Source organism: Bacillus sp. mrc49, assembly GCF_002803435.1.
In genome coordinates, this window is sequence record NZ_PHNG01000763.1 from 1 (window position 1) to 2,248 (window position 2,248).

General features: G+C 48.4%; 1 protein-coding gene and 1 pseudogene. Both read left to right on the forward strand.

Annotated features, from left to right (window positions below; all coding sequences use genetic code 11):
- A partial coding sequence (locus tag CVN76_RS23085) for an amidohydrolase family protein (RefSeq protein ID WP_232732437.1) occupies positions 1-1,503 on the forward strand: 1,503 nt, incomplete at its 5' end.
- 1 nt (position 1,504) lies between these two features.
- A pseudogene (locus tag CVN76_RS23090) lies at positions 1,505-2,248 on the forward strand (ethylammeline chlorohydrolase); the annotation flags it as partial.

Genomic DNA, 2,248 nt, shown 5'->3' on the forward strand with positions numbered 1-2,248 from the left:
GATTTGCTGCTCATTCACGGGACTGTAATTACGATGGATCCAAACAGGCGAATCCTTTCGGATGGGGCCATCGCCATAAATGAAGGAAGGATTTTAGACGTTGGGATAACCGGAAAACTGACATCGAAGTATGAGGCGAAAAAAGTGATCGATTGCAGCCATCAATGCATATTGCCAGGATTGATAGATGTTCATGGCCATGGGGGGCACTCGATGTTCAAGACCATCGCGATGGAGAATATCGATTTTTGGATGCCGATCATGACGAATACGTACAAACATTTTGTAACCGATGATTTTTGGTACTACGAAGGAAAGCTCTCCGCCCTTGAGAGATTGAAGGCGGGTGTGACAACAGGTGTAAGTGTGTTAGGCTCGATGCCGCGATCCGATGACCCGATTTTCGCCATCAATCATGCGAAGGCTTACGCCGAGGTGGGGGTGAGGGAGGTTGTCTGCACAGGTCCATGCAACCCTCCATGGCCTCATTCATTCAGTCGGTGGGTTGATGGGAAAAGAATTGTGAAGGAGGTTACCTATGAAGAGGTATTAAAGGGAGCGGAAGCAGTGATCGAAGCACTGAATCATGCAAATGAAGACAGAACAAGGGCCTTCATTACACCTTTTGTCATCGTCACATCGGTTGACCCCTCCAATCCCACAGCCCCTGACAGGCTATATGGGCTAAGTAATCATGATCTTTATCAAGCGAAAAGAATTCGGGAAATTGCCCGTAAATATGATACGAGGATCCATTCCGATGCTTTTGGCGGGATGATCCATTTAGCGATACAAGATAAGCAGAATGCCCTGTTGGGTCCGGATGTCCATTTACAGCATTGTCGCGGCATTTCCTTCGATGAGGCAAGGATACTGGCAGAAACGGGGACGAATGTCAGTGCCTCGCCAGGTTTTGGACAGGTGCTTGCCCGAACGCCGATCACTGAATTATTGGAAATGGGGGCAACGGTGGCGATCTCTACCGATGGAACCTCGCCTTCGACTAGCTTTGATATGTTCCAGGCGATGAGGAAAACCCAATTCGTTCACCAGGCGGCACTACGGGATTATTACTATTTACCCCCAGGAAAACTGCTGGAAATGATTACGATCGATGCGGCGAAATGCATTGGCTGGGATGATGAAATCGGTTCGCTTGAGATTGGGAAGAAAGCGGATGTAATTACGGTCAATTTGCATCAGCCGCATCTGACTCCTGAATTCATGCATGTTCATCGGCTTGTCTTCCAAGCAGTGGCGAATGATGTGGAGCATGTCATCGTCGATGGGAAATTAATCATGGAGGGGAGGGAGGTCCACACCGTTCATGAAAGTACCGTACTCGACGAAGCGAATGAAGAAGCCTTTTCGACGATCGAGCGTGCGGGGCTTGAAAAGTATATGAAGCCGACGAAATATTTCTGGGGACACGCCAGGGCCTATGTCGATGAAAGGAGATATGACGAACGGGAAAACGCTGCGGCATTGCGGGAAGGGGAATAAAATGAAAACGAAGCTTAAAGGAAGATACGTAATTGGTCATGATGGCTGCGATCATGTCATTTTGGAAAATGCGGAGGTCGTATATGAAGGGGATACGATTTTGTATGTAGGAAAAAAGTATCCGCAAGAAGTGGATGAGGTATTGGACGCCGGGAATGCCATCATTAGCCCCGGCTTCATCGACTTGAATGCCTTAGGGGACATTGACCATGATCTTTTGCATTTCGAGGCTGGCTCCGATAGGCAAAAAAATCTGCTTTGGTCAGAGGACTATATCAAAAGCGGCCATCCCGAATGGATGTCAAAAGAAGATGAGGCCTTCAAGTCTCTATATGCATATTCACAGCTCATCCTTCATGGCGTGACGACGGCGATGCCGATTACCTCCGTTTTTTATAAAAGCTGGGCCGAAACCTATGAGGAGTTGGCAGCTGCGGCAGAACATGCAGCTGGATTGGGGCTAAGGATTTACTTGGGGCCAAGCTTCCAATCCGGGATCAGGGTCGTCCAGCCTAACGGCAAGGTAAAACTGCACTGGGATGAAAAGGCCGGTGAAGCTGGATTACGAAGGGCGGTCGAGTTTGTCGAAACGTTCGATGGAGCCTATGATGGCCTGATAAGAGGGATGCTTGCCCCAGAACGTGTAGAGTGCCAAACAGCAAATAGTTTAAATCAGACAAAATACTATAGCGATAAATTGGGTGTACCGATCAAGCTTCATGCTGCCCAGGGGAGTTTTGAATTC